This is a genomic window from Nonomuraea sp. NPDC050310 (genome assembly GCF_040655795.1).
Taxonomy (GTDB): domain Bacteria; phylum Actinomycetota; class Actinomycetes; order Streptosporangiales; family Streptosporangiaceae; genus Nonomuraea.
In genome coordinates this window covers 45,933-63,822 of sequence record NZ_JBFAKP010000015.1, presented here as the reverse complement: position 1 = coordinate 63,822, position 17,890 = coordinate 45,933, and the positions used below count along the sequence as shown (strand labels likewise).

The 17,890-nt window shown below is 72.3% G+C and carries 18 protein-coding genes; 13 read left to right on the top strand and 5 right to left on the bottom strand.

The features are described from left to right. Positions 1-12 precede the first annotated feature (12 nt). From AB0I67_RS29175 to AB0I67_RS29140, 8 genes are all read left to right on the top strand, one after another. The gene (locus AB0I67_RS29175; protein ID WP_357929625.1) at positions 13-1,293 is read left to right on the top strand and encodes a serine hydrolase domain-containing protein; all 1,281 of its coding nucleotides are present in this window, start codon (positions 13-15) and stop codon (positions 1,291-1,293) included. After that, a complete protein-coding gene (locus AB0I67_RS29170; RefSeq protein ID WP_357929622.1) occupies positions 1,290-2,051 on the top strand; it encodes a GNAT family N-acetyltransferase in 762 nt (253 codons plus the stop codon). The genes AB0I67_RS29175 and AB0I67_RS29170 overlap by 4 nt, the downstream gene beginning before the upstream one ends. Positions 2,052-2,339: 288 nt before the next feature. After that, the gene (locus tag AB0I67_RS29165) at positions 2,340-2,402 is read left to right on the top strand and encodes a hypothetical protein (protein ID WP_357929926.1); all 63 of its coding nucleotides are present in this window, start codon (positions 2,340-2,342) and stop codon (positions 2,400-2,402) included. A gap of 86 nt (positions 2,403-2,488) precedes the next feature. Continuing rightward, positions 2,489-2,779 (top strand): ABC transporter ATP-binding protein, encoded by a 291-nt coding sequence (locus AB0I67_RS29160; protein ID WP_357929619.1) that lies wholly within the window; start codon positions 2,489-2,491, stop codon positions 2,777-2,779. 157 nt (positions 2,780-2,936) lie between these two features. Further along, positions 2,937-4,181 carry a sugar ABC transporter substrate-binding protein gene (locus tag AB0I67_RS29155; protein ID WP_357929617.1) on the top strand — a complete coding sequence of 415 codons (1,245 nt, stop codon included), beginning with the start codon at positions 2,937-2,939 and terminating at the stop codon, positions 4,179-4,181. A gap of 4 nt (positions 4,182-4,185) precedes the next feature. Continuing rightward, entirely contained in the window at positions 4,186-5,139 is a 954-nt protein-coding gene (locus AB0I67_RS29150; protein WP_357929615.1) for a sugar ABC transporter permease, read from the top strand. Beyond that, entirely contained in the window at positions 5,132-5,950 is an 819-nt protein-coding gene (locus tag AB0I67_RS29145; protein ID WP_357929613.1) for a carbohydrate ABC transporter permease, read from the top strand. Before AB0I67_RS29150 ends, AB0I67_RS29145 begins: the two co-directional genes overlap by 8 nt. Before the next feature lie 31 nt (positions 5,951-5,981). Then, positions 5,982-7,742: a bifunctional metallophosphatase/5'-nucleotidase gene (locus tag AB0I67_RS29140; protein ID WP_357929610.1), complete on the top strand. Its 1,761-nt coding sequence runs from the start codon at positions 5,982-5,984 to the stop codon at positions 7,740-7,742. 27 nt (positions 7,743-7,769) lie between these two features. Here AB0I67_RS29140 and AB0I67_RS29135 read toward each other — a convergent pair whose 3' ends face one another. Further along, positions 7,770-8,135, bottom strand: coding sequence for a nuclear transport factor 2 family protein (locus AB0I67_RS29135; RefSeq protein ID WP_357929608.1), 366 nt, complete (start codon positions 8,133-8,135; stop codon positions 7,770-7,772). A gap of 47 nt (positions 8,136-8,182) precedes the next feature. Here AB0I67_RS29135 and AB0I67_RS29130 point away from each other — a divergent pair, with 47 nt between their 5' ends. Together AB0I67_RS29130 and AB0I67_RS29125 are read left to right on the top strand one after the other, a co-directional pair. Beyond that, positions 8,183-8,875 carry a sugar phosphate isomerase/epimerase gene (locus AB0I67_RS29130; protein WP_357929605.1) on the top strand — a complete coding sequence of 231 codons (693 nt, stop codon included), beginning with the start codon at positions 8,183-8,185 and terminating at the stop codon, positions 8,873-8,875. Further along, positions 8,872-9,969: a Gfo/Idh/MocA family oxidoreductase gene (locus tag AB0I67_RS29125; RefSeq protein ID WP_357929602.1), complete on the top strand. Its 1,098-nt coding sequence runs from the start codon at positions 8,872-8,874 to the stop codon at positions 9,967-9,969. The genes AB0I67_RS29130 and AB0I67_RS29125 overlap by 4 nt, the downstream gene beginning before the upstream one ends. Positions 9,970-9,972: 3 nt before the next feature. On the opposite strand, the gene AB0I67_RS29120 is transcribed toward AB0I67_RS29125, so the two are convergent. Further along, positions 9,973-11,082 carry an alpha/beta fold hydrolase gene (locus AB0I67_RS29120; RefSeq protein ID WP_357929600.1) on the bottom strand — a complete coding sequence of 370 codons (1,110 nt, stop codon included), beginning with the start codon at positions 11,080-11,082 and terminating at the stop codon, positions 9,973-9,975. A gap of 118 nt (positions 11,083-11,200) precedes the next feature. On the opposite strand from AB0I67_RS29120, the gene AB0I67_RS29115 reads away from it, so the two are divergent. Further along, entirely contained in the window at positions 11,201-12,169 is a 969-nt protein-coding gene (locus tag AB0I67_RS29115; RefSeq protein WP_357929597.1) for an acetylxylan esterase, read from the top strand. A gap of 59 nt (positions 12,170-12,228) precedes the next feature. Here AB0I67_RS29115 and AB0I67_RS29110 read toward each other — a convergent pair whose 3' ends face one another. Next, complete coding sequence (locus tag AB0I67_RS29110) at positions 12,229-12,510, bottom strand: Fe-S cluster assembly protein HesB (protein WP_357929596.1); 282 nt, start codon at positions 12,508-12,510, stop codon at positions 12,229-12,231. Between the two features lie 152 nt (positions 12,511-12,662). Continuing rightward, positions 12,663-13,325: an AIM24 family protein gene (locus AB0I67_RS29105; protein WP_357929593.1), complete on the bottom strand. Its 663-nt coding sequence runs from the start codon at positions 13,323-13,325 to the stop codon at positions 12,663-12,665. Positions 13,326-13,520: 195 nt separating this feature from the next. Between AB0I67_RS29105 and pgi the strand changes: the two genes are divergently transcribed. Continuing rightward, the gene (gene pgi, locus AB0I67_RS29100) at positions 13,521-15,149 is read left to right on the top strand and encodes a glucose-6-phosphate isomerase (RefSeq protein ID WP_357929590.1); all 1,629 of its coding nucleotides are present in this window, start codon (positions 13,521-13,523) and stop codon (positions 15,147-15,149) included. A gap of 52 nt (positions 15,150-15,201) precedes the next feature. After that, positions 15,202-17,289: an alpha-galactosidase gene (locus tag AB0I67_RS29095; RefSeq protein WP_357929587.1), complete on the top strand. Its 2,088-nt coding sequence runs from the start codon at positions 15,202-15,204 to the stop codon at positions 17,287-17,289. On the opposite strand, the gene AB0I67_RS29090 is transcribed toward AB0I67_RS29095, so the two are convergent. Beyond that, positions 17,286-17,831 (bottom strand): helix-turn-helix domain-containing protein, encoded by a 546-nt coding sequence (locus AB0I67_RS29090; RefSeq protein WP_357929584.1) that lies wholly within the window; start codon positions 17,829-17,831, stop codon positions 17,286-17,288. The two genes, AB0I67_RS29095 and AB0I67_RS29090, sit on opposite strands and share 4 nt — an antisense overlap. Positions 17,832-17,890 lie beyond the last annotated feature (59 nt).

The following is a 17,890-nucleotide window of genomic DNA, read 5'->3' as shown; positions in this document are numbered from 1 at the left end:
TAGCGTGCCAGCATGACGAAGCTGCTGGCAGAGCTGTGCTCGGAGTTCCGGGTGCCGGGCGCCTCCCTGGCCTACTGGCACGACGGTGAGATCCATCAGGAGGCCGCCGGGGTCCTGAACCTCGCCACCGGGGTCGAGGTCACCCCCGGCTCGATCTTCCAGATCGGCTCGATCACCAAGGTGTGGACGACCGCCCAGATCATGCTCCTGATCGAGCAGGGCCGGCTCACCCTCGACACCCCGGTGGCCCGCCTGCTGGACGGGCTCTGCCCGGGCGTGGCCGTACGCCACCTGCTGACCCACACCTGCGGCGTGGACGGCGACTTCTTCCACGACACCGGGCGCGGCGACGACTGCCTGGCGCGTTACGCCGAGGCGGTGCGCGAGCTCGCGCCCGCCCACCCGGCCGGTGCCGCGCACTCCTACTCCAACGCCGGGTTCGTGCTGGCCGGCCGGATCGTCGAGGTGCTCACCGGGCAGGTGTGGGACGACGCGCTCCGCTCGATGCTCATCGAGCCGCTCGGCCTGACGCACACCTGGACGCTGCCCGAGGACGTGATCCGCTTCCGCGCCGCCACCGGCCACCTCGGCGAGCCCGGCGAGCCGCAGCGACCCACGCCGACCTGGGGCATCATGCGCTCGATCGGCCCCGCCGGGCTGATCTGCGCCACCGCCGCCGACGTGGTGCGCTTCGGGCGCTCCTTCCTCGACTCGCCGCTGTTGTCGGCTGCGAGCGTCGAGGCGATGGCCACGCCGCAGGTCGAGCTGCCCTACGGCAGCTTCGGCTCGCACTGGGGCCTGGGCTGGATCCTCGACGAGTGGGACGGCGTCCCGGTGTGGTCGCACGGCGGCAACACCATCGGCCAGTCCGCGATGCTGTGGGTGCTGCCCGGCAGCGGCGTCACCGTCGCGGCGCTGGCCAACGGGGGCGACACCGCCGGGCTGTTCCGCGCGCTGGCCGCCCGGCTCTTCCCCGAACTGACCGGCGTCAGCCCCCGCCCGCTGCCGCAGCCGCCCGCCGACCCGCCCGCCTGGAGCGGCGAGCACGACGGCGTCCACGAGCGCACCAGCGCCCGCATCACCGTCACCCCGGGCCGCCTGCGGTACGAGAACACCGGCAGCTTCGCCGACCTCGACGAGCCCATGCACTACACGCTCGTCCCGGTCGGCGAGGGGCGCTACCTCGCCCGGCGCGACGGCGAGGAGCTGTGGAGCGGCGTGGTCTGCACCACCTTCCCGGACGGCTCGCCGTACCTCTACTTCGGCGGCCGCGCCACCCCCAAGACGAGATGACCGAGACCCTCGTGGTCGGCGAGCTGACCGCGGTCGCCGACCACCACGACGCCGCCGAGCTGATCACCCGCATCTGGGGCGCCCGGCTGCTCGAAGCCGGTCTCATCCGCACCATCGCGCACGTCGGCGGCTACGTCGCCGGCGCGCGGGTGGGCGGGGAACTGGCCGGCATCTCGATCGGCTTCTTCGCCGGCGACGGCCACCTGCACTCGCACATCACCGGCGTGCTGCCCGGCGCCAGGGGCGGCGTCGGCCAGGCGCTCAAGCGGCACCAGCGCGAGTGGGCGCGGGCGCGCGGCGTGCGGGCCATCTCCTGGACCTTCGACCCGCTGGTCACCCGCAACGCCTACCTCAACGTGCACCGGCTGGGCGCGCGGGTCGCCGCCTACCTGCCCGACTTCTACGGCACCATGGCCGACGCGATCAACGCCGGCGACTCCAGCGACCGGCTGTACGCGGTGTGGGAGCTCGACCGGGCGCCGCGCCCGCGCCCGGACGTCTCGGCCGCCACCGTCCTGGTCGGCCGGGACGGCCCCGCCCCGGCCCGTACGGCTGCCGCCCCCGGCGAGCACGACCTGCTGGCCGTGGCCATGCCCGAGGACATTTTGGCGCTGCGCGCCGCCGACCCGGCCACCGCCCGACGCTGGCGCTCGGCGGTGCGGGAGGCCCTGCTGGGCGCGGCGGCCTGCGGGCACGAGATCGTCGACGTGACCAGAGATGGGTGGTATGTCCTAAGCCGTGAGCGCCAGCGTGAGTAGCCTGTCCCGGATCCTCGACGTCGTGGCCTCGCCGGGCAGCCTGCACACCGAGATCTCCTCGGTCCAGACCTACGACCCGCCCGGCGGCCGGTGACTTCGTTGCCGCCGCCCGGCTGCTCGGCGTCGGCGCCTCGGTCCTGCTGATCTCGCACGACCTGGCCGTGGTCGCCCAGCTGTGCGAGCGCGTGCTGGCCATGTACGCCGGGGTGATCGTCGAGGACCTGCCGGTCGCGCGGCTGACCGAGAGGCCACACCACCCCTACACCCGTCGGAGACGTCACCGGGCTGGTGGGCGAGTCGGGCTGCGGCAAGACCACGCTGGCCCGGGGACTGTCGGGCTGGCGCCGCTGAGCGCCGGGTGGATCCTGCCCGCGCACCGGCGAGCCGTCCAGCTCGTCTTCCAGGACCCCTAATCCTCGCTCGACCCCCGGCTGAGCATGGGCGCGGCCGTGGCCGCCGCCGACGAGATCACCTCCTCGCTGGACGTCTCGGTGCAGGGCATGGTGCTCAACCTGGTGCGTGAGCTGCAGCGTGAGCTCGGGCTGACCATGCTGTTCATCTCGCACGACCTCGCCGTGGTGCGTTACGTCAGCGACGCGGTGGCGGTGATGAACGCCGGCTGGATCGTGGAGCACGGCGAGGTCGAGACGGTGCTCGGCGCGCCGCGCGACCCCTACACCCGTACGCTGCTGGAATCGGTGCTCAGGCTCGCCCAGGCGTGGTGGTAGCTGGCCGTTTAATGGTGGACTTCACTCTATTGGGTCGGATCTACGGGCGATGCGCGGACGGTATCCCTCTTGACCTCGTCGCTGCTGTGCTGAATATTTGTGGACTCCAGCATAAAGAGGTAGGCGAACGCCCGCCGAACCCCCTGAAGGAAGAACCATGCGTTTACGCCTGCCCGTCGCCGGGCTCGTCGGCCTCTCCCTCGCCGTCGCCGCCTGCGGTGGCGGAGCCTCGACCGGCTCCAGCTCCGGAGAGGTCACCATCACCTTCGCCATCTGGGAGAAGAACGACCAGGCCGGCAGCACCAACCTGATCAACGCCTTCCAGAAGGCCAACCCCGGCATCAAGGTCAAGCTGGAGATCACCCCCTGGGACCAGTACTGGACCAAGCTCCAGACCGCCGCGACCGGCGGCGCGGCCCCGGACGTGTTCTGGATGAACAGCCTCAACATGAAGCTGTACGCCAAGGGCGGGATCATCAAGCCGCTGGACGAGAAGCCGGTCGAGGGACTGCCCGCCTCGGTCGTCGACTCCTACCGCTACGAGGGCAAGCTCTACGGCGTGCCGTTCAGCGTCGGCTTCCCGGTGCTCTGGTACAACAAGAAGCTCTTCGACGCCGCCGGCGTGGCCCACCCGAACGTCGACTGGACCTGGGACGACGTCAAGGCCGCCGCCAAGAAGCTGACCAAGCCCGAGGACAGGCAGTACGGGATCATGGCCCCGATGTGGGACCAGGTCGGCTTCTACAACACGATCTACCAGGCCGGCGGGCACGTCATCTCCGAGGACGGCAAGAAGTCCGGCTTCGCCGAGCCCGGCTCCATCCAGGGTCTGGAGTTCTGGACCGGGCTGATCCGGGACAAGGTGGCCCCGCCCGCCGAGGTCTACGCCGACACCGACGGCATCCAGCTCTTCCAGAGCGGCAAGTACGCCATGCAGTACGGCGGCATGTGGTTCGCGCCGATCTACGCCGGCAACACCGACATCAAGGACGCCGTCGACGCCGCGCCGCTGCCCAAGGGCCCGGCCAAGGGCGGCGTGATCATGCTCGGCATGTCGACCGCCGTCTCGGCCAAGGGCCGGCACCAGGCCGAGGCCGAGAAGTTCTCCTCCTTCCTCGCCTCGCCCGAGGCCCAGAAGATCATGAGCAGCACCCCCGGCAGCTCGCTGTCCCTGCGCGAGGGCACCCAGGACGCCTGGTTCAAGAACTACCCCTACCGGCTGAAGGAGGCCTACGACGCCTCCATCCCGCACGGCGTGCCGTACCCCGTCTCGGTGAACACCGCCAAGTGGCAGGACGCGCAGAAGACGCTGCTCACCGAGGCGTGGGCGGGCAAGCGGCCGGTGGCGGAGGTGGCGAGGGACCTCGCCGCCCAGATGGACGAGATCCTGGCCAAGGAGTAGGCGGATGGTCTCGACCGAGACGGCGGCCGCGCCCGGCACGGCCGCCGCCACCGGCCCGCCACCCCGGGCCACGGGGCGGCGGCGCCCGCCGGGCGAGTGGCTGTGGGGCTACCTGATGATCGCCCCGATGGCCTTCGGCCTGGTGGTGTTCTTCCTGTGGCCCATCGTCCAGACGCTCTACCTGAGCTTCACCGAGTCGGGCGTGTTCGGCGGCTCCACCTGGGTGGGCCTGGCCAACTTCGCAGGCCTGGCCGGCGACGAGAAGATGCTCGGCGCGCTGGGCAACACGGGGCTGTACGCGGCGCTGGTGCTGGCCGGGGTGCCGCTGGCCATCGTGGTGGCCGCGCTGCTGAACGTGCGCTGGCTGCGCGGGCTCGGCTTCTACCGCACGCTGTACTTCCTGCCGGTGGTCACCATGCCCGCGGCGGTCGGCCTGACCTGGCGCTATCTGTTCAACGGCGACTTCGGGCTGATCAACCACCTGCTGGGCGAGCTCGGCATCGACGGGCCGTACTGGGTCGGCGACCCGGACACCGCCGTCTACGCGGTGGCCATCGTCGGCGTGTGGACCTCGCTCGGCTACAACGCCGTGCTCTTCCTGGCCGGGCTGCAGGGCATCCCACGCCACTACTACGAGGCGGCCGAGATCGACGGGGCCGGGCGGCTGCGGCAGTTCTTCAGCATCACGCTGCCGCTGCTCACCCCGACGACCTTCTTCGTCACCGTGATCACGGTGATCAACGCGTTGCAGGTCTTCGACCTGGTCTACCTGATGGTGGAGCCGGAGAGCCCGGCCCTGGCCGGCAGCCGCACGATCGTCTACCTCTTCTACGAGCAGGGCTTCGTGCAGCACTCGCGCGGCTACGCCGCCGCCATCGCCGTGGTGCTGCTCGGGCTGATCCTCGTGCTCACCGCCGTCCAGTTCAGGCTGCAGAAGAGGTGGGTGCACTATGGGTAACCGGCGCGGCGTCTGGCGGGTGCACGCGATCCTGCTGACCGGGGCGCTGCTGATGTTCGCGCCGTTCGTCTGGCAGGTCGTCGTCTCGCTGCAGACGCTGACCGAGTCGCTGCGCACCCCGCCCACCTTCACGCCCTCGTGGCAGTGGTCCAACTACGCCGACGCCTTCCGCACGGTGCCGCTGGGCCGGCAGTTCCTCAACACCGTCCTGGTCACCGTCGCGGTCACCGCCGGGCAACTGCTCTTCTGCTCGCTGGCCGCCTTCGCCTTCGCCCGGCTGCGCTTCCCCGGCCGCGACGCCCTGTTCATGGTCTTCCTGGCCGTGCTGATGGTGCCGAGCGAGCTGTTCCTGCTGCCGCGCTACGAGATCATGCAGGGGCTCGGCTGGCTCGACAGCCTCCAGGCGCTCATCGCGCCGGGCGTGTTCGGGGCCTTCGGCGTCTTCCTGCTGCGGCAGTTCTTCCTCACCCTGCCCGGCGAGCTGGACGAGGCGGCCCGCCTGGACGGCGCCAACCCCTTCCAGATCTTCTGGCACGTCATGCTGCCCCTGATCCGGCCCGGCCTGCTCGCCCTCGGCCTGCTGACCGTGCTCTGGTCGTGGAGCAGCCTGCTGTGGCCGCTGGTGGTCAACACCGACCCGGAGATGATGACGCTCTCGGCCGGGCTCGCCTCCCTGCGCGGGCAGTTCCAGACCGACTTCCCCGTGCTCTTCGCCGGATCGGCGGTCGCCTCGCTGCCGATCATCGTGCTCTTCGTCGTCATGCAACGCCAGCTCATCGCCGGTATCGCCTTCACCGGCTCCAAGGGCTGAAACCCCCTCTCCCTCCTTAGGAGCTTCACGCGTGCGTTCCTTCCGCAGCAGGATCGCCGTCGTCGCGGCTGCCGGGCTGGTCGTGCTGACCGGCCCGGCGACCGCGGCGGTCGCGGCCCGACCCGGCCCCGTCGACGTGCAGGTGCTGACCCTCAGCGACCTGCACGGCTACCTGACCCCGCAGCACAACGCCACCGACGGCACCATCAAGGACCCCACCGGCAAGGTGCTGGTGGTGGGCGGCGCGCCGTACATCGCCACCCATCTCGAACGGCTGCGCGCCGGGCGGGACCACACCCTCACGCTGGCCGCCGGCGACTTCTTCAGCGGCTGGCCGACCGAGGTGGCCTACCACGCCGACGAGCCGACGATCGAGTTCATGAACAAGATCAAGGTGGATGTGGCGGCGGTCGGCAACCACGAGCTCGACCGGTCGCTGGAGTTCCTGCGCGACCACATGGGCAAGGGCAAGTGCTTCGGCGAGATCGGTGTCGACAGCTGCTTCACCGACTCCGACGGGCAGCCGTTCCGCGGCGCGGACTTTCCCTTCTCCACCGCCAACATCGTCAGGAAGGGCCAGGAGCGGCCCGTCCTGCCGCCGTACGTGATCAAGCGCTTCGGCCGGGTCGCGGTCGGCGTCATCAACCTGACCACGGTCACCACCGTCGAGGGCTCCACCTCCTACCAGCCTGGCCTCGACAACCTGCCGCTGGTCGAGACGGCCGGCAAGTACGCCGCCGAGCTCAAGCGGCGCGGCGTCGAGGCCATCGTGGCCAACGTGCACGAGGGCGGCTACGCCGGGCCGGAGTTCGACGGCTGCGCCAACCTGACCGGCCCGATCGCCGACTTCGCCGCCCGGGCCACCCCGGACATCGACGCGATCGTCACCGGACACTGGCACTGGGGCTTCAACTGCGCCCTGCCCGACCCGGCCGGCGACCTGCGTCCGGTCGTCGAGCCGGCCAACCACGGGCGGCTGATCAACGAGCTCAACCTCAAGATCGACCCGCGGACCCGTGACGTCATCCGTTCCGCGACCACCTCGGCCAACCACGCCGTCACCCGCGACGTCCCGCCCGACCCCGACATGACCGAGCTCGTCGAGTACTGGCTAGCCAAGGGCGCCGAGTCCTACGCCCGGCCGGTCGGCGCGCTCACCGGCGACGTGACCCGGGTGCGGGACGCCGACGGCGAGAGCACGCTGGGCAACCTCGCCGCCGACGTCGCCCACGCCGACTCCCACCGCACGCCCGGCGGCGCCGCCGACCTCGCCATGGTGGCGGTCGCGCCGGTCAAGGGCTCCAACTCGCTGCGCGCCGACCTGAAGTTCGCCAAGGGCGCCAACCCGGCCGACGCCGACGGGACCGTGCTGTTCGGCGAGGCCTGGGCCGCCTGGGGGTACGCCAACCCCGTGCTCACCGTCTCGGTGACCGGCGCCCAGATCGAGCAGGCTCTGGAGCAGCAGTGGCAGACCCAGCCCAACGGCACCGTGCGCTTCGCCCCGCTGGCGGTCTCCGGGAACGTGCGCTTCTCCTACGACCTGTCCAAGCCGGTGGGCGACCGGGTGCTGCCCGCCGACGTGCTCATCGGCGGCGTCCCGCTCGACCCGACCCGCGGCTACCGGCTGGCCGCGCTGGCCTACACGCTGATCGGCGCGGACGGCTACACCGCCTTCGCCGGCTTCACCGACGCGGTGCGCGGCAGTCGTGACTACGAGGCCTTCCGCGACTACCTGGCCCGTGGCCCGCTCACGCCCCCGGCCCTGGACCGCGCGATCGCCAAGCAGCTCTGACCGCGGCACGACCCGCCCGGGGCGGCCTCACGCCGTCCCGGGCTCCGGGGTGCCCTGGTGGTAGTACAGGAGCCAGCGCCCCTCCCGCAGCCGCCAGATCGAGCTGCGCCGCGCGCGGAAGCCGCCGGACTCGGTCCGGTAGCTGACCAGGATCACACCGGGCGCCACCACCCGCCCGGCCACCTCGTGGGGGACCGTGCGCGGTCCCTGTCCGGCGGCCGGTCCCATCAGGGTCATGATCGACTCTCGGTCCCAGGTGCGGCCGGAGGCGCCCACCTCGGTGAACTCCGGGTCGAGCAGGGCCGCCACCTGGTCGGGCCGCGCGCGGACCGCCGGGTCGAGCAGGCGCAGCTCCCCGTCGACGGCCGTTCGGATCGCTTCCTCGTCGGTCATCCCCGTAGTCTTCCATGATCGGCTTGGTGTCCGTAAAGTCCTGGTTTATGTACGGAGTGCAGCTCTACACCCTTCGCGACCAGCCATCCCTCTCCGACACCCTGCACCGCCTGGCCGCCCTCGGCTACACGGCGGTCGAACCCTACGACCTGCTCACCGATCCGGCCGCGCTGCGCGCGCTGCTGGAGGAGACCGGGCTGGCCGTGCGCTCGGCGCACGCGCCCCTGCTGGGCGAACGCCGCGAGGAGGTGGCCGCCGCCGCCAAGCTGATCGGGCTGGACACCCTGGTGATCCCGTTCATCTCGCCCGAGGAGTTCACCGGCGACGTGCGCGGCAGCGCCGCCCGGGTGAACGAGGCCGCCGCCTGGGCGGCCGGGCACGGGCTGCGGGTGGGCTACCACAACCACTTCTGGGAGATCCCCGCCTTCGAGGAGTTCCTGGCCGCCCTCGACCCCGAGGTGTTCCTGGAGATCGACGTCTACTGGGCGGCGGTCGGCGGCGCGCAGGTGCCCGAGCTGCTGCGCGAGCTGGGGGAGCGGGTGCGCTTCCTGCACGTCAAGGACGGTCCCGGCACGGTCGAGGAGCCCATGACCGCGGTCGGCGACGGCACACTGCCCATCCCCGACATCCTCGCCGCCGCGCCGCACGCCATGCGCGTCGTCGAGCTCGACCGCTTCGACGGCGACATGTGGCAGCCCGTCGCCCGCTCGCTGGCCTACCTGCGGGAGGTGGAGGCTTGACCGGCGTCGCCGTGGTGGGCTGCGGCACGATCAGCCACGCCTACCTGCGCAACCTCACCGCCTTCCCGGACATCGAGGTGATCGGCTGCGCCGACCTCGACGTCGAGCGCGCGACCGAGGTCGCCGCGCAGTACGGCGTGCCGTACGCCGGGGAGCCGGCCGAGATCATCGCCCGCCCCGAGGTCTCCATCGTCGTCAACCTCACCGTCCCGGCCGCGCACGTCGAGGTCTCCCTGGCCGCGATCCGGGCCGGCAAGCACGTCTACGTGGAGAAGCCGCTGGCCCTCGACGCCGAGGCCGGGCGCGCGCTGCTGGCCGAGGCGGACGCAGCCGGGCTGCGGGTGGGCTGCGCGCCCGACACCTTCCTCGGCGCGGGCCTGCAGACCGCCCAGCGGGCCGTCGCCGACGGCCTGATCGGCACGCCCGGCTCGGCGATCACCCTGCTGCAGGGACCCGGCCCGGAGTCCTGGCACCCCAGCCCGCAGTTCCTCTACCAGCGCGGGGCCGGGCCGCTGTTCGACATGGGGCCCTACTACCTCACCGCGCTCGCCGTGCTCTTCGGCCCGGTCACCCGGGTGGCCGCCAACGGCTCACGCGCCCACACCCGGCGCACCATCGGCTCCGGGCCGCTGGCCGGGACCGGCTTCGACGTCGAGGTGCTGACCCACGTCAGCGCCCTGCTGGAGTTCGCCTCCGGGGCCACCGCCACCTCGGTCTTCAGCTTCGACTCGCCGCTGCCCCGGCACGGCTTCGTGGAGATCACCGGCACGGAGGCGACGCTGGCCGCGCCCGATCCCAACACCTTCACCGGTCCGGTACGGCTGCGCCGTACCGGGTCGGGCGACTGGGCCGAGCTGCCGGTCGGCGGGAGCACGGCGGGACGCGGCACCGGCGTGGCCGAGATGGCGCGGGCCCTCGCGGCCGGCGTGCCGCACCGGGCCTCGGGCGAGCTGGCCCTGCACGTCCTGGACGTGATGACGGCCATCCTGCGTTCGGCGGAGAGCGCCGAGTTCGTGCCGGTGACCTCGGGCTTCGCGCCCGTGCCGCCGCTGCCGGACGGCTGGGACCCGGCAGTGGCCCTCCCGGGCGCCTGACGCTCAGCCGGCCAGGAACTCGTTGACCGCCTTCAGGTACGGCTCGCGCCGGTCGCGGTAGACGTGGTGCCCGGCTCCGGGCACCTCCACCCGGCGGGCCGAGGCGAAGCGGCCCAGCGGCGGCGCGGGGTCGCACGCGCCCCGGATCACGAGCGTCGGGACGGCCGGCTCGGCGCGCAGGAGTGGGGCCGGCCGCCGCGACAGGGCGGCCAGACCGCCGGCCCCGCGCGGCCGGTACGGCGAGGCGCCCGGGCAGGACAGGGCGGGCGCGACCAGCGCGTTGCGGGCGTCGAGGCGGGCGTCGAGCTCGGCGTCGGAGGCGAAGGCCCTGGCGGCGGCCGGATCGACCTGCGCGAGCGTGTCGATGGCCAGCGAGCGCGGATGCAGGAGGGAGAGGGCCAGGCGGCGGCTCTGCGTGGTGTCGAGCCCGGCGAAGCGCACCGCGGAGGCGGCCGGGGTGGGGGAGGATAGGACCAGCTTCGCCACCCGGTCCGGGAAGGCCGTGGCGTAGGCGGTGGCGACCTCCGCCCCGGCCGAGTGCCCGAGCACGATCATCCGCTCGGCCCCGATCGCCTGCCGTACCGCCTCCAGGTCGGCCACGTCGCGCGCGGCGGTGTAGCCCGACGGGTCGGCCAGCCGGGCCGAGCGGCCGGTGCCGAGCCGGTCGTAGAGGTAGACGGTCCGGTCGGCCAGCCCGGCGAAGACGGCGGCGTCGCCGCCGAGGTCGGGCACGCCTTGCACCACGACGACCGGCTCGGGACGGGCCTGGCCGCGCGGCGCCAGCCGTACGTAGGCCAGTTCGGAGCCGGTGGGCAGCGACCAGGTGGCCTGGCCGGGCACGGGACGCAACGCCCCCGGCAGCGGGGGAGGGGTGAGCACGGCCGCCGAGACCTGACAGACGGCCAGCCCCGCCGTACCGAGCACGAGCGCGCCGCGCACCCAGCGCCAGAGCGGCCGGGCGGGGCGCGGCACGCACAACAGCAGCCCCAGCAGCAGGATCGCGCCGAAGACGGCCAGCCCGGCGAGGATGAAGACCGACGGGTCGCCGGTGAAGGAGGTGGCGCCGGCGAGCATGAACAGGCCGAGGACCGGGGCGAGCGCCAGAACCGTCACTCCGGACACCCCGCGTATCACCCGTCTAGTGAGGGGCCGCACAAAACGAAGCTATCGCCTTTCTGATGAAATATCGGGACAGATAGCTCTATGGATCTTCACCCGGAGGAAACCCCCCATGCCTCTGTTCGATCTCCCGATCGAGAAGCTGCGCGAGTACCGGCCCGAGCGTGACGAGCCCGCCGACTTCGCCGAGTTCTGGTCCGCCACCCTGGCCGAGGCGGCTCAGCACGACACGGCGGCCGAGTTCACGCCCTACGACCTGCCGCTGGCCCTGGTGGAGATCTTCGACTTCTCCTTCGCCGGATGGGGCGGCGACCGGATCAGCGGCTGGTTCGTGGTGCCGCGCGGGGCGCACGGGCCGCTGCCGTGCGTCGTGCAGTACATCGGCTACGGCGGCGGGCGCGGTTTCGCGCACGACCACACCTTCTGGCCGAGCGCCGGCTACGCCTACCTGATCATGGACACCCGGGGCCAGGGCGGCTCCAACTACGACCGGCCGGGCGCCACCGCCGACCCGTACGGCACCGGCAACTCGCACGCCCCCGGCATGATGACCCGCGGCATCCTCGACCCGCGCGAGTACTACTACCGCCGCGTCTACACCGACGCCGTGCGTGCGGTGGACGTGGCCAGGGCGCACCCGCTCGTCGACCCGGACCGGATCATCGTCACCGGCGTCAGCCAGGGCGGCGGCATCGCCCAGGCCGTGGCCGGGCTCCGCTCCGACGTGCGGGCGGCGATGGTGGACGTGCCCTACCTGACGCACTTCCGCCGCGCGGTCGAGATCACCGGGCGGGACCCCTACCAGGAGATCGTGCGCTTCCTGGCGACCAACCGCGACAGCGAGGAGCGGGTGTTCCGCACGCTGTCCTACTTCGACGGGGTCAACTTCGCCGCCCGGGCCCAGGCCGCGGCGCTGTACTCGGTCGCGCTGATGGACGACATCTGCCCGCCCTCGACGGTGTTCGCCGCCTACAACCACTGGGCCGGGGACAAGGAGATCGCCGTCTACCCGTGGAACAACCACGAGGGCGGCGGCGGGTTCCAGCGGCTGGAGCAGGTCCGCTTCCTGGCCAAGCTCTGACGGGTTCCGGAACGCCGGACGCCCTCGTGGAAGCTCCACGAGGGCGTCCGCGCGCCGGTCTATCTCTCGGTGACGGTGAACGCGACGCCGCCCTGCGGGTGCGCTCCGGCGTCCAGGGCCTTGTCGTCCAGCACCGCGGCGGCGGTCTCGTCCAGGTAGACGCGGGCGCCCTCGGCCTCGACCACCTCGTCGGCGGGCTCGGGGCCGGCGGCGACCGACAGCACCAGCGTGGCGGCGTCCGGCCCGTCGGCGGAGATGCGGATGCCGTTGCGACCGGGCTCCGGAGCGCCGGCGGTGATGTCGCGGATCGCCTGGGCGGCGCCGGGTGTCAGGGTGAGCACGACGGCTCCTCCTCACTTGTCGGGTTCTCGACCCGGCTGGCCCTGCCCTCGATCGAGCCCGCTAACCCGAAGGTGGGGAAGGGTCCACTGGGCGGGCTCCTGCTCGCCCAGTGGGCCCCGGTCCGTGCGGGGGACGGGGTGGCTGCCCGCGGTCAGGCCGCGGTGGGGACGGGCGGGCCCTCGCTGGCCTGGACCAGGACGAACCCGTGGCCCTGGAAGGCGAGCTGCATGGCCTCACCGCTGCCGCGCCCGATGAGCGCCCCGGCCTTGAAGGTCCGGTTGACGCCCACGTTCAGCCCGGCGCTCCAGCAGACGGCCGACTGCCCGTCGGCGAAGGTGGGGGCCTGGCCGGCGTCGAGCATGACCGGGGTGCCGTGCGCGGTGACGGCCACCCAGCCGGTGCCGTTGATCGTGGTGTTGAACAGGCCGCCGGCCGCCACGCCCGCGCCCTGGACCCGGTTGATGTCCCAGCCGAGCTGCGGTTCGAAGGCGAGCAGGTTGCGGCCGTTGACGGTGAGTCCCTCGTTCTCCAGGTAGAACAGGTGGATGTCGTCGGCGTTCTGGGCCAGGTAGAGCTGGCCCTGGCCGCGCACCCGCATGAGCGGCAGGCCCTCCCCGGTCATGACCTTCTTGAAGAGCTTGCCCATGCCGCCGGAGCCTTCGTAGTCGAAGCTCATCTGGCCCTGGAAGGCGACCATCGACCCCTGCCGGGCCAGGACTTCCGGCAGGGTGACCCGGAGCATCTTGGTGTTCTGCAGGGCGAAGCCGGGCGGCGCGTGCTGCGCCTCGAGGTTGCCGAAGAAGGAACTACGCATACCAGGCCAACGTCATCCGAGGTCTCCTCGTTCCCGCATGGTGATATGTCATAGTTTATCCCTTTATGTCGAGATGACTCGGCGGCGGGCCTCGCCGTACCGGCCCCTGCTCACCCGCCGGCCCCGGAAGGCGTGGAAGAGTAACGACAGCCCGCCTGTTGGGTAGGGCGCTGAAGGGAACATCTGGAGGAAACCGTGGCCGATATCACGCACAGCCCCGAATGGGCGGCACTGGGCAAGCATTACGAGGAGATGTCCGGAAAGACGTTGCGCGAGTTGTTCGACGCCGACCCCGAGCGGGCCGCACGGCTGAGCGTGGTCGCGGGCGAGCTCTTCCTCGACTACTCCAAGCAGCGTGTCACCGCCGAGACGATGCGGCTCCTGCTGTCCCTGGCCGAGCGGGCCGGCCTGCGCGAGCGCATCGAGGCCATGTTCACCGGCGAGCACATCAACGTCAGCGAGGACCGCGCCGTGCTGCACACCGCGCTGCGGCTGCCGCGCGAGGCCGAGCTGACCGTGGACGGCCAGGACGTGACCGGTGACGTGCACGCCGTGCTGGACAAGATGACCGGCTTCGCCCAGCGGGTGCGCGGGCAGGAGTGGCTGGGCCAGACCGGCCGGCCGATCGAGACCGTGGTCAACATCGGCATCGGCGGGTCCGACCTCGGACCGGCCATGGCCTACGAGGCGTTGCGCGACTACGTGGACGCCGGCATCACCGCCCGGTTCGTCTCGAACGTGGACCCGGCCGACATCCTGGGCGTGCTGCGCGACCTGGACCCGGCCTCGACGCTCTTCGTGATCAGCTCGAAGACCTTCACCACGCTGGAGACGCTGACCAACGCGCGCGTCGCCCGCGACTGGCTGGTCGCCGCCCTCGGGGAGGAGGCGGTGGCCAAGCACTTCGTGGCGGTCTCGACGAACGCGGAGAAGGTGGCCGAGTTCGGCATCGACACCGCCAACATGTTCGGCTTCTGGGACTGGGTCGGCGGGCGCTACTCCTACGACGGCGCGATCGGCCTGTCGCTGATGATCACCGTGGGTCCGGCGCGCTTCCGCGAGATGCTGGCCGGCTTCCACGCCATGGACCAGCACTTCCGCACCGCGCCGTTCGCCGAGAACATGCCGGTGATCATGGGGCTGCTGGGCATCTGGTACGCCGACTTCTTCGGCTCGGAGACCAGGGCCGTCCTGCCCTACAGCCAGCGGCTGCACCGCTTCCCCGCCTACCTGCAGCAGCTCACCATGGAGTCCAACGGCAAGTCGGTGCGCGCCGACGGCACCCCGGTCGGTGTCGAGACCGGCGAGATCTTCTGGGGCGAGCCGGGCACCAACGGCCAGCACGCCTTCTACCAGCTCCTGCACCAGGGCACCCGGCTGGTGCCGGCCGACTTCATCGGCTTCGCCCAGCCGTTCGAGGACCGCGAGGGCATGCACGACATCCTGACCGCCAACCTGCTCGCGCAGACCACCGCGCTGGCCTTCGGCAAGACCGCCGAGGAGATCGCCGCCGAGGGCACCCCGGCCGAGATCGTGCCGCACAAGGTGATGCCGGGCAACCGTCCCACCTCGACCATCCTGGCCCCCAAGCTCACCCCGGGCACGCTGGGCCAGCTCGTGGCGCTGTACGAGCACATCGTCTTCGTCGAGGGCACCGTGTGGGGCGTCGACTCCTTCGACCAGTGGGGCGTCGAGCTGGGCAAGAAGATGGCGCTCGCGCTGGAGCCCGCGCTCACCGCCGAGCAGCCCGCGACCGACTACCCCGACGCCTCGACCGCGCAGCTCGTCAAGCGCTACCGGGAACTGCGGGGCCGCGCGGTCTGACCCGGTCCGGCGGGAAATCATGGGGGGACAACCGCTTCGCGAAAGGACCCCCATGCCCGTCGTAGCCGTCGAAGGCCGTCCCCGCACCTGGGCCGCGCACACCCCCTCCTCCACCTACGTCCTGTCGGCGGAGGAGGACGGGCGCGTCGTGCAGTGGTACTGGGGGCCGCGCCTGCCCGCCGCCGCCGTGGCCGAGGTGGCCGGGGACCGGGTGAGCGGGCGCTTCGCCTCCGGCTTCCGGCCCGATGACGACCTGGTCGAGCTGCTGCCCGTGGACGGCGGGCGGCGCTGGGGCGTGCCCAGCCTCCAGGCCGTCTACGAGGGCGGCGTGCGCTCGGTCGAGCTGACCTTCGACTCCGCCGAGCTCACCGCCGGCCGGCTCGACCTGGTCCTGCTCGACCCGGAGTACGGCTTGCGCGTGGTGTTGCACCTGCGGGTGCACGACGACAGCGACGTCATCGAGCGGTGGGTCACCGCCACCGCCACGACGGGTCCGGTCCGGCTGCTGCGCCTCGACTCCGGCTCCTGGCCCGTCCCAGAGAGCGCCGACCCGGTCTACCTCGGCGTCGCCGGAGACTGGGCGCTGGAGACCCAGCCGCACCGCGGGCCGTTGCCGGTGGGCGAGACCACCTTCACCAGCCGCACCGGCACCACCTCCCACACCGCCAACCCGTGGATCATGATCGGTGACGCGGGCGAGGAGCACGGCCGGGTGTACGGCGTGGCCCTGGCGTGGAGCGGCTCCTGGCGGCTGACCGCGCAACGCCGCGCCGAGGGCGAGGTCGCGGTCACCGCCGGGTTCGGCCACGACGGCCTCGCCTGGGACCTGGCCCCCGGCGAGTCCCTGGAGACGCCGCCCGCGCTCGGCCTGGTGACCGACGGCGGGTACGGCGCCGCAGGCCGGGCCTGGCACGACTACGCGCGACGGCACGTGCTGCCGCACCCGCGGGAGGTCCGCCCGGTGCTGTACAACTCCTGGGAGGCCACCTGGTTCGACGTCACCGAGGACGGCCAGCTCGACCTCGCCCGCCGGGCCGCCGAACTCGGCGTCGAGCTGTTCGTGGTGGACGACGGCTGGTTCGGCGGGCGCGTGGACGACCGGCGCGGCCTGGGCGACTGGTGGCCCAACCCCGAGCGCTTCCCCGACGGCATGGGCCGCCTGTTCGACGAGGTGCGCAAGCTCGGCATGCGGGCCGGGCTCTGGGTCGAGCCCGAGATGGTCAACCCCGACAGCGACCTGTACCGCGCCCACCCCGACTGGGTGCTGCACTGGCCGGGCCGCCGCCGCGACACCGCGCGCAACCAGCTCGTGCTCAACTACGCCCGGCCCGAGGTGCGGGAGTGGGCGCTCGGCTGGCTCGACCGGCTGGCCGGGGACTACCGGCTCGACTACTTCAAGTGGGACATGAACCGCAGCTTCACCCAGGCGGGGCCGGACGACCTGCTGTGGATCGAGCACACCCGGGGCGTCTACGCGATCATGGACGAGCTGGGGGCCCGGCACCCGGGGCTGCGCATCGAGTCGTGCTCCGGGGGCGGGGGGCGGATCGACTTCGGGATGCTGCGCCGTACCGACGTGGTGTGGACCTCGGACAACACCGACGCGCTCGAGCGGCAGCGCATCCAGCAGGGATACTCCCACCTCTACCCGGCGGGCGCGATGTCCTGCTGGGTGACCGACAGCCCGAACCCGATCACCGGGCGGCGGGTGCCGCTGCGCTACCGCTTCCACGTCGCCATGGCCGGGGCGCTCGGCGTCGGCGGCAACCTGGGGGAGTGGAGCGCCGGGGAGCTGGCCGAGGCGGCGGCGCACATCGCGGCCTACAAGGAGATCCGGCCGGTCGTGCAGCACGGGCGGCTGTACCGCCTGGGCGGGCGGCCCGGGGCCGAGCGCTCGGCCGTGCAGTACGTGCACGAGGACCGGGTGGTCGTGCTGGCCTACAACCCGTTCACGGATCGCCGCCAGGCGCCCTGGCGGCTCCGGCTCGCCGGGCTGGAGCCGGAGGCGCGCTACCGCGACGGGGACGGGCGGGTCTGGCACGGGACCACGCTGATGGAGCACGGGCTGGCCGTGCCCTCGTGGTGGGCCAGCGGCGACGACTACCGCAGCGACCTGGTCGTGCTCACCCGCGAGCCCTAGCCGGGCCTTCGGGACTCCAGGCCGTCGAGCATGAGCTCCAGGTAGCGGCCGGGGTCGGGCACCTCGGGGTGGCAGGTGAAGACCTTCAGCAGGGTCATGATCTCGGTGCTCCCGGCGTCCGGCCGCAGCCTGCCCTCGGCGTGCGCGCGGGCCACCAGGCGCGCCACGGCCCGGCCGTACTCCTCGCGCATGCGCACGAACTCCGGCCGGGCCGCCAGCGCCTCCTCCGGCACCTCGGCGAGGGCTCCGGCCAGCGCTCCGCGGCCCGGATCGGCCACCCACGCCACGAACGCGCGCAGCGCCGCCCACGCGTCCGGCTCGCGCTCAGCCCGGGCCAGGCGCTCGGTCACGTGCCGGACGTAGTGCTCGCCCACCGCGGCCAGCAGCTCGCCGCGGTCGGGGAAGCGCCGGTAGAGCGTGCCGACGCCGACCCCGGCGCGGCGGGCAATCAACGCCATCGGGGCCTGGTCGCCGTGCTCGGCCAGGACCTCGGCGGCGGCTTCGACGATCTTGCCCAGGTTCTTCTGCGCGTCCGCGCGCATCGGAGGCTCCCGCTGTAAGTGGACGATCCTGTTCCGGTTAGTGTAGCGTCCAGTAACCG

What these genes read in the sequence shown, in the direction of transcription:
- AB0I67_RS29175 (WP_357929625.1), top strand. Translation starts at nt 13, where the DNA reads ATGACGAAGCTGCTGGCAGAGCTGTGCTCGGAGTTCCGGGTGCCGGGC.
- AB0I67_RS29170 (WP_357929622.1), top strand. Translation starts at nt 1,290, where the DNA reads ATGACCGAGACCCTCGTGGTCGGCGAGCTGACCGCGGTCGCCGACCAC.
- AB0I67_RS29160 (WP_357929619.1), top strand. Translation starts at nt 2,489, where the DNA reads ATGGGCGCGGCCGTGGCCGCCGCCGACGAGATCACCTCCTCGCTGGAC.
- AB0I67_RS29155 (WP_357929617.1), top strand. Translation starts at nt 2,937, where the DNA reads ATGCGTTTACGCCTGCCCGTCGCCGGGCTCGTCGGCCTCTCCCTCGCC.
- AB0I67_RS29150 (WP_357929615.1), top strand. Translation starts at nt 4,186, where the DNA reads ATGGTCTCGACCGAGACGGCGGCCGCGCCCGGCACGGCCGCCGCCACC.
- AB0I67_RS29145 (WP_357929613.1), top strand. Translation starts at nt 5,132, where the DNA reads ATGGGTAACCGGCGCGGCGTCTGGCGGGTGCACGCGATCCTGCTGACC.
- AB0I67_RS29135 (WP_357929608.1), bottom strand. Translation starts at nt 8,135, where the DNA reads ATGACCGACGAGGAAGCGATCCGAACGGCCGTCGACGGGGAGCTGCGC.
- AB0I67_RS29130 (WP_357929605.1), top strand. Translation starts at nt 8,183, where the DNA reads ATGTACGGAGTGCAGCTCTACACCCTTCGCGACCAGCCATCCCTCTCC.
- AB0I67_RS29115 (WP_357929597.1), top strand. Translation starts at nt 11,201, where the DNA reads ATGCCTCTGTTCGATCTCCCGATCGAGAAGCTGCGCGAGTACCGGCCC.
- AB0I67_RS29105 (WP_357929593.1), bottom strand. Translation starts at nt 13,325, where the DNA reads ATGCGTAGTTCCTTCTTCGGCAACCTCGAGGCGCAGCACGCGCCGCCC.
- AB0I67_RS29095 (WP_357929587.1), top strand. Translation starts at nt 15,202, where the DNA reads ATGCCCGTCGTAGCCGTCGAAGGCCGTCCCCGCACCTGGGCCGCGCAC.
- AB0I67_RS29090 (WP_357929584.1), bottom strand. Translation starts at nt 17,831, where the DNA reads ATGCGCGCGGACGCGCAGAAGAACCTGGGCAAGATCGTCGAAGCCGCC.